A 6923-nucleotide genomic window follows, 5' to 3' on the forward strand; every position below is an offset into this window, starting at 1 on the left:
CCACGGGTCATGCCGCCCCTCCCGCCCGGTCCTGACGTCTGGCACCCCCACCACGAAGCAGGCCAGGACGTCGGCGGCCCGCTTGGCAGGGTCCGTACGAGTTTCACGAGTCCGCCCAGCGCTGCGGGCACGCCGGTGGCGGCCGAGCCGATGACCGTAGCGCCGGCTTGGAGCGGCCCTCGGCCATGTCCGACAGCCCGCCGGGCCACCGCCCCCTGGTCCTCGGTTCTTCCGGATCTCGAAGTCCATCGCACCCCTTGAGCTGAGGTGTTGCGACGACCACTGGAACTGAAGGAGGACCAGCGGGGCTTTCCCGGTGTGCGGGGCCGTGTTGACCGTCTCGCTCTGAGGGCGATCACATGCGCGTCGGTGCGGCCCCCGGGTGCTACGCCGCGAGACGTTCGGCCAGTTCCTTGGCCCGGGTGGCGGCGTCGTTCAGGGCACGCTCGCGGGAGGCCTCGTACTTCGGGATCAGCTCGCCCATCGCGGGGTTGTGCGGGGCCATGGTCAGTTCCGGGACGATGAAGTCGAGTTCGGTGCCGAGCAGGTCGGTGAAGAGCGCGGTCAGGTAGTTCTGTACGTACTCGAACCCCTCGCGCGGGGTGCCGGGGGCGTAGGAGCCGCCGCGGCTGGCGACGACGGTCACCGGGGTGCCCTTCACCTTCGACTCCTCGGTGCCGAAGGTGCGGCCCGTGAGGACCACGTTGTCCAGCCAGGCCTTGAGGGTCGAGGGGATCGAGAGGTTGTACATCGGTGCGCCGATCAGCACCGCGTCCGCCTGCTCCAGTTCCTCGATCAGCCGCACGCGCTCGGCGAAGGCCGCGGCCTGCTCGGGCGTGTGGGTGGCGGGGTCGGCGAAGCCGGCGGTGTGCGCCTCGGCGGTGATGTGCCGCACCGGGCTTGCGGCGAGATCGCGATAGATGACCGTGCCGTCCGGATGCTGCTCTTCCCAGGTGCGTCGGAAGGCGTCGGTCACGGCGCGGGACGCTGAGGCGCCGTCGGTGAACACGGACGAGTCGATGTGCAGGAGGGTGGCGATGGGGTTCTCCAGAGGGGGGTGGTGTGGGCCGGGTGGGCCAATAGTTCGTATGCAACTATGAATAGCATAGCCACTTACTTTTCTTTACCTCAGTATCAAAGGGTAGTACGCTGAGGGGCATGACAACCGAGCGGGGTCGCGAGGTGGGAGCGTGCAAGAAGGTCGACGACGGCATCACGCGCGTCTTCCAGTTGCTCGGAAAGCGCTGGAGCGGCCAGATCGTGGCCGTGCTGATCGACGGTCCAGCGCATTTCGCCGCCCTGCGCAGGTCGATCCCCGGGATCAGTGAGCGCATGCTCTCCGACCGGCTCACCGAACTCGGCGCCGTGGGGCTCGTTGTGCGCGAGGTGGCCGAGGGGCCGCCGCTGCGGGTCACGTACAGGTTGACGGAGGTCGGGGCGGCGCTCGAACCCGCGCTCCACGAACTCGCGCAGTGGGCGAAGGCGTATCTGCTGGGTCAGCCTCCGGGCGGAGCGGCCCCACGGGACTGAGGAGACTCTGCGCGAGTTTTCCGCAGGTCGGATGCAGGCCGGATGCAGGTCGGGTTCAGGCCGGGTTCAGGCCGTGAGGTCGTGGGCGCCGCGGTGCATCACCCGTGACGGTGTCGCAGGGCGTGACGCGGTGCGAACGACCCCGGCGGACGGAGCGCGCCGGGACCGGATGCCACTCGGGAAGTTCTGAAAGACAGCGATGCACTGATGTGCACGTTCGGGACGCAGCCCCGTGCGGGCTGGCCAAAGGAGATGCAGTGTCATGACCAGTGAGTCAAACGAACTGAGCGTCGACGTCCTGATCGTCGGAGGTGGGCCGGTCGGCACCGCGTTGGCCGTCGAACTCGGAAGTCGGGGCATCCGCTGCCAAGTCGTCGAGCGCCGGACGTCGAAGACGCCGCAACCGAAGGCCAAGCTGACCAACGTCCGCACCATGACACTGATGCGGCGATGGGGGCTAGCCGACGAAGTACGCTCGGCGGCACCGTTGCCGCCGACTTTCCCCTCCGACATCGCCTTCGTCACCAGGCTCACCGGGTGGGAGCTGTTCCGCTTCTCGAACGGATTCTCGACAACGGTGAATCATGACTTGCCGTATCCGGAGCCCGCTCAGCAAGTGCCTCAGAATGTGCTGGAGGATGTGCTGCGTGCCCGAGCGGGCAGCCTGCCGAACGTCACCTGGTCCGCCGGTGTCACCGTCGAGCGGATCGAACAGACGGCAGACCATGTCATCGCGCACGCCACGGAATCAGCGACCGGTAAAAGCCTGCGCATTCGCTGCCGCTACCTGGCCGGCTGTGACGGGGCGCACTCGGTCGTCCGGCAGCAGCTCGGCGTCGAGATGGATGGCGACGATGTGCTCGCCCACAACGCCGCGGCCGTGTTCCGAGCCCCGACGCTGTGGTCGGTCGTCGGCGATCGGCCTGCCGCGCACTACTGGACGCTGAACCCGGACACGCCTGCGGCCCTCGGCCCACTGGACACCTCCGGCCTCTGGTGGTTCCAGCTGATCGAGGCGCCGGCTGAGGGGCGACTCACGGATGACGAGATCCGTCAGTCCTTCCTCCGGGCTGTCGGCCGGGAAGTCCCCTGTGAGGTCGTGGCCAACGGCTCGTGGACGGCAGCGCGGCTGATCGCGCAGCGATACCGCCTCGGGCGGGTCTTCCTGCTGGGCGATGCCGCCCATCTCCATCCGCCGACGGGCGGGTACGGGATGAACATGGGGGTCGGCGACGCGGTGGATCTGGGCTGGAAGCTTGCCGCCGTGCTCAGCGGCTGGGGCGGCACGGCGCTCCTGGACAGCTACGAGGCAGAACGTCGGCCCGTCCACCAGCGGGTCGTCGACGAGGCCGTTCACAATTTCGAGCGGAATCCCGCACAGCTGCCCGTCCTCGGAGTCGAGGAACCCGGAGTGGACGGCGACCGGACACGGAAACAGGTGGCCGAAGCGGTCAGGGCCGAAAAGGTGCGTGAATTCGCAAGCCTCGGCGTACAGCTCGGCTACCGCTACGAGAACTCACCGGTGGTCGTGCCCGACCAGACCGATCCGACACCGAACGAGGTGAGCACATACGTGCCCACAGCCCGGCCCGGGCACCTCGCCCCGCATGTCTGGATCGATGAGGAGCGATGCCTGTACGACCTGTTGGGCCCCGACTTCACATTGCTGCGCCTGGGCGCCGACGCCCCGGACGCCGAGCCGCTGCTGAAGGCGGCCGCCGCTGCCGGCGTTCCCGTCCGGGTACTCGATCTGCCCGACCCTCAGTTGCGCGACCTGTTCGAGGCACGGATGGTACTCGTCCGCCCGGACCAGCACGTGGCCTGGCGCGCAGATGAACTCGTCCAGCCCGACCATGTGATCGACCGTGTCCGAGGCGCCGAGACGCCGTCAGGCGAACTCGCCGCACACGGCTAGCTTGCGGACCTTCAGCCGTCCCGCGAATTCCTTCGCGGGACGCATCGGCGATCAGGCGAAGCCAGAAAGGACCCGGCCCCCGCGTTTCGGCCACCGCCGGGGAACCCCCGCCGACCGGACCGCACACCACGCCGCCGACTACCCTGGAGGGTCGATCGACCCCCGTGGCAGGAGAGAAATGGCCGTCAACCTGGTCAATGTCGAGAACGTCAGCAAGGTGTACGGCACCCGTGCCCTGCTCGACGGGATCTCCCTCGGCGTCTCCGAGGGGGACCGCATCGGCGTCGTGGGCCGCAACGGCGACGGCAAGACCACCCTTGTCCGGATGCTCGCCAAGCTGGAGGAGGCCGACACCGGACGGGTCACCCACTCCGGCGGGCTGCGCCTGGGCGTGCTGACCCAGCACGACTCCCTCGACCCGGCGGCCACCGTCCGCCATGAGGTCATCCGGGACCTGGCCGACCACGAGTGGGCGGGCAACGCCAAGATCAGGGACGTACTCACCGGGCTGTTCGGAGGGCTGGACCTGCCCGGGTTCCCGCAGGGACTCGACACCGTCATCGGCCCCCTCTCCGGCGGTGAGCGCCGCCGTATCGCGCTCGCCAAACTGCTCATCGACGAGCAGGACCTGATCGTCCTCGACGAGCCGACCAACCATCTCGACGTCGAGGGCATCTCGTGGCTCGCGAACCACCTCCGCGAGCGCCGCTCGGCGCTCGTGTGCGTCACCCACGACCGCTGGTTCCTCGACCAGGTCTGCACGCGCATGTGGGACGTGCAGAGGGGCGCGGTCCACGAGTACGAGGGCGGCTACTCCGACTACGTCTTCGCACGCGCCGAACGCGAGCGCATCGCCGCCACCGAGGAGACCAAGCGGCAGAACCTGGTCCGCAAGGAGCTGGCCTGGCTGCGGCGCGGCGCCCCCGCCCGTACGTCGAAGCCCCGCTTCCGGGTCGAGGCCGCCAACGAGCTGATCAAGGACGTACCGCCGCCGCGGGACAGCAGCGAGCTGATGAAGTTCGCGTCCTCGCGGCTCGGCAAGACGGTCTTCGACCTGGAGGACGTCACCGTCCAGGCCGGGCCGAAGGTGCTGCTCAAGCATCTGACGTGGCAGCTCGGGCCCGGCGACCGCATCGGCCTCGTCGGCGTCAACGGCGCCGGAAAGACCTCCCTGCTGCGTGCCATGGCCGAGGCGGCGCGGACCGAGGGCGAGGCGCAGCCGGCCGGTGGGCGGATCGCGGTGGGGAAGACCGTCAAGCTCGCCTACCTCTCCCAGGAGGTCGGCGAACTCGACCCCGACCTGCGGGTGCTGGAGGCCGTGCAGCGGGTGCGGGAGCGCGTCGACCTCGGCAAGGGACGCGAGATGACCGCCGGGCAGCTGTGCGAGACGTTCGGCTTCAACAAGGAGAAGCAGTGGACGCCGGTCGGTGACCTGTCCGGTGGCGAGCGGCGCCGCCTCCAGTTGCTGCGCTTGCTCATGGACGAGCCCAACGTCCTCTTCCTCGACGAGCCCACCAACGACCTCGACATCGAGACCCTCACCCAGCTTGAGGACGTCCTCGACGGCTGGCCCGGCTCGATGGTCGTCATCTCCCACGACCGGTTCTTCATCGAGCGGACGACGGACCGGGTCTTCGCCCTCCTCGGCGACGCCACGCTGCGGATGCTGCCGCGCGGCATCGACGAGTACCTGGAGCGGCGCCGGCGCATGGAGGAGGCGGTGGCCGCCGCGTCGCCCGTCGCGGTGAAGCCCGCCGCCGGGCCGAGCGCGGCCGACCAGCGCGCCGCCAAGAAGGAGCTGCAGAGGATCGAGCGGCAGCTCGACAAGATCTCCGAGAAGGAGACCAAGCTGCACGACCGGATCGCCGGCAACGCCACGGACTTCGCGAAGGTCGCCGAACTGGACGCCGAGCTGCGTCAGTTGACCGGAGAGCGGGAGGAACTGGAGCTGCGCTGGCTGGAACTCGCCGAGGACGCGTAGCGGTTGGGGCCCTTGGCGCGGGCGGGGCGCGGGCGGGGCGCTCGTGCGTGAATTCGGCGGTGGCGGCGAAGCCGAACATGACGTAGCCGTCCTTGAGACTCTCGGCAGACTCTCGGCGCGCTTGCCGCAGATGTCGGCGGCGTACACGTCGTCGCAGAGGCAGTCGGCCACGGCACGGTAGTCGGGGTCGTCGGGGACGGATTTCGACGGCGCGGTCAGCGGTGGAGTCCCGGCGGAGAACTTGTCGGCCGGCAGGCGGGCGCGGAGGGGCCGTGAACGTTCTGCGAACGAGAAGACCCACCGACCGACCATCCGGCGCCTGCTGGATATCGTGCTGCAGCAGTCAGTAACTGCACCGCGTGAGACAGGGGGACGTCGGCGCCATGGGAGCGGGCTTCAAGGTAGACATATCCGAGCTGGACACCTTGGTCAGGGAACTTCACCGGAGTCAGGACGAGATGCGTGCGGCGCTGAACGCGCTGCGTGACACGGGCCCGAAGACCACGGGAAGCAAGGAACTCGACAACGCCTGCGACGAGTTCCACGACAGCTGGGACAACGCGATCACGAAGATCGCGGAGGGGACGCAGGGCATCGAGGACGGGCTGAAGAAGACCCGCGACACGTACCGGGATGTCGAGACGGCCCTGCGTGACGGCTTCGCCGGGAAGGGCGGCACCCGGTGAGCAGCGACTCGTACCCCGCGCTCGGCTTCGACCCCGCACCGGGCAACCCCGGCAACGTGGACTCCCTCGCCGCCCGCACCAAGAGGGCAGCAGCCGCACTCGACAACGCGCAGAACACCATCACACGCCTGACCGGGAACATCACCTGGGCCGGAGACGCCGCCTCCGCGTTCTCGAAGAAGGTCGGGGAACTGCCCCGCTACCTGAAGGACAGCCACGAGGCCATGAGCACGGCATCGTCGGAACTGTCGAAGTGGCGTGCGGCGCTGGCCGACTACCAGAGCACAGCCCGTACGTACGAGGCCCAGGCGAAGCAGGCCAAGGGTCAGGTCGCCTCCGCGGAGAAGACCAAGGACGCCGCGACCAACCGCTACAACCAGGCGGCGTCCGACCCCTCCTTCCGCCTCAGCGGCCAGTACTTCACCGGCCCCGCCCTGCAGGACGCCCAGGCCAAGATCGACGCGGCAAGCACCCGCCTCCAGCAGGCCGACGGTGAACTGTCGACAGCCTCAGCACAGCTGGACCAGGCCCAGCGTGAACTCGAAGAGATCATCAAGCAAGCGGAGCGGCTGCTCGAACAGCACCAGGCCCAGGCCCGTGGGGTCGCGAGCCGGCTACGCAAAGCGACCGAAAGCGCACCACCCGACCCGGGGTTCTGGGAACGCCTGGGCGACCAGTTCCAGAAACTCGGACACGCCATCCAGGAATGGTGCGCCCGGCACAAGGACCTGCTGAAGACGATCGGCGACTGGCTGAGCAACATCTCCGCCGTCCTCGGCATCCTCGCGCTGCTGACCCTGTGGTGCCCGCC

At 68.8% G+C, this 6923-nt stretch carries 6 protein-coding genes; 5 read left to right on the plus strand and 1 reads right to left on the minus strand.

Going from position 1 to position 6923, the window contains the following annotated elements; genetic code table 11:
* Window positions 1-385: 385 nt before the first annotated feature.
* Window positions 386-1039, minus strand: coding sequence for an FMN-dependent NADH-azoreductase (locus GFH49_RS18340; protein ID WP_155057083.1), 654 nt, complete (start codon window positions 1037-1039; stop codon window positions 386-388).
* A 119-nt stretch (window positions 1040-1158) separates the two neighbouring features.
* On the opposite strand from GFH49_RS18340, the gene GFH49_RS18345 reads away from it, so the two are divergent.
* The 5 genes from GFH49_RS18345 to GFH49_RS18365 all read left to right on the plus strand — a co-directional run.
* Window positions 1159-1530 carry a winged helix-turn-helix transcriptional regulator gene (locus GFH49_RS18345; RefSeq protein WP_155057085.1) on the plus strand — a complete coding sequence of 124 codons (372 nt, stop codon included), beginning with the start codon at window positions 1159-1161 and terminating at the stop codon, window positions 1528-1530.
* A 262-nt stretch (window positions 1531-1792) separates the two neighbouring features.
* The gene (locus GFH49_RS18350) at window positions 1793-3445 is read left to right on the plus strand and encodes an FAD-dependent monooxygenase (RefSeq protein ID WP_155057087.1); all 1653 of its coding nucleotides are present in this window, start codon (window positions 1793-1795) and stop codon (window positions 3443-3445) included.
* A 178-nt stretch (window positions 3446-3623) separates the two neighbouring features.
* Window positions 3624-5426 carry an ABC-F family ATP-binding cassette domain-containing protein gene (locus GFH49_RS18355; protein WP_155057089.1) on the plus strand — a complete coding sequence of 601 codons (1803 nt, stop codon included), beginning with the start codon at window positions 3624-3626 and terminating at the stop codon, window positions 5424-5426.
* Between the two features lie 359 nt (window positions 5427-5785).
* Window positions 5786-6112, plus strand: coding sequence for a WXG100 family type VII secretion target (locus GFH49_RS18360; protein WP_230396360.1), 327 nt, complete (start codon window positions 5786-5788; stop codon window positions 6110-6112).
* Window positions 6109-6923: putative T7SS-secreted protein (locus tag GFH49_RS18365; RefSeq protein WP_230396361.1), on the plus strand; the 815-nt coding region annotated here is incomplete at its 3' end. The genes GFH49_RS18360 and GFH49_RS18365, both read left to right, overlap by 4 nt.

Origin of the sequence: Streptomyces blattellae, assembly GCF_009709555.1 — a bacterium.
GTDB classification, from domain to species: domain Bacteria; phylum Actinomycetota; class Actinomycetes; order Streptomycetales; family Streptomycetaceae; genus Streptomyces; species Streptomyces blattellae.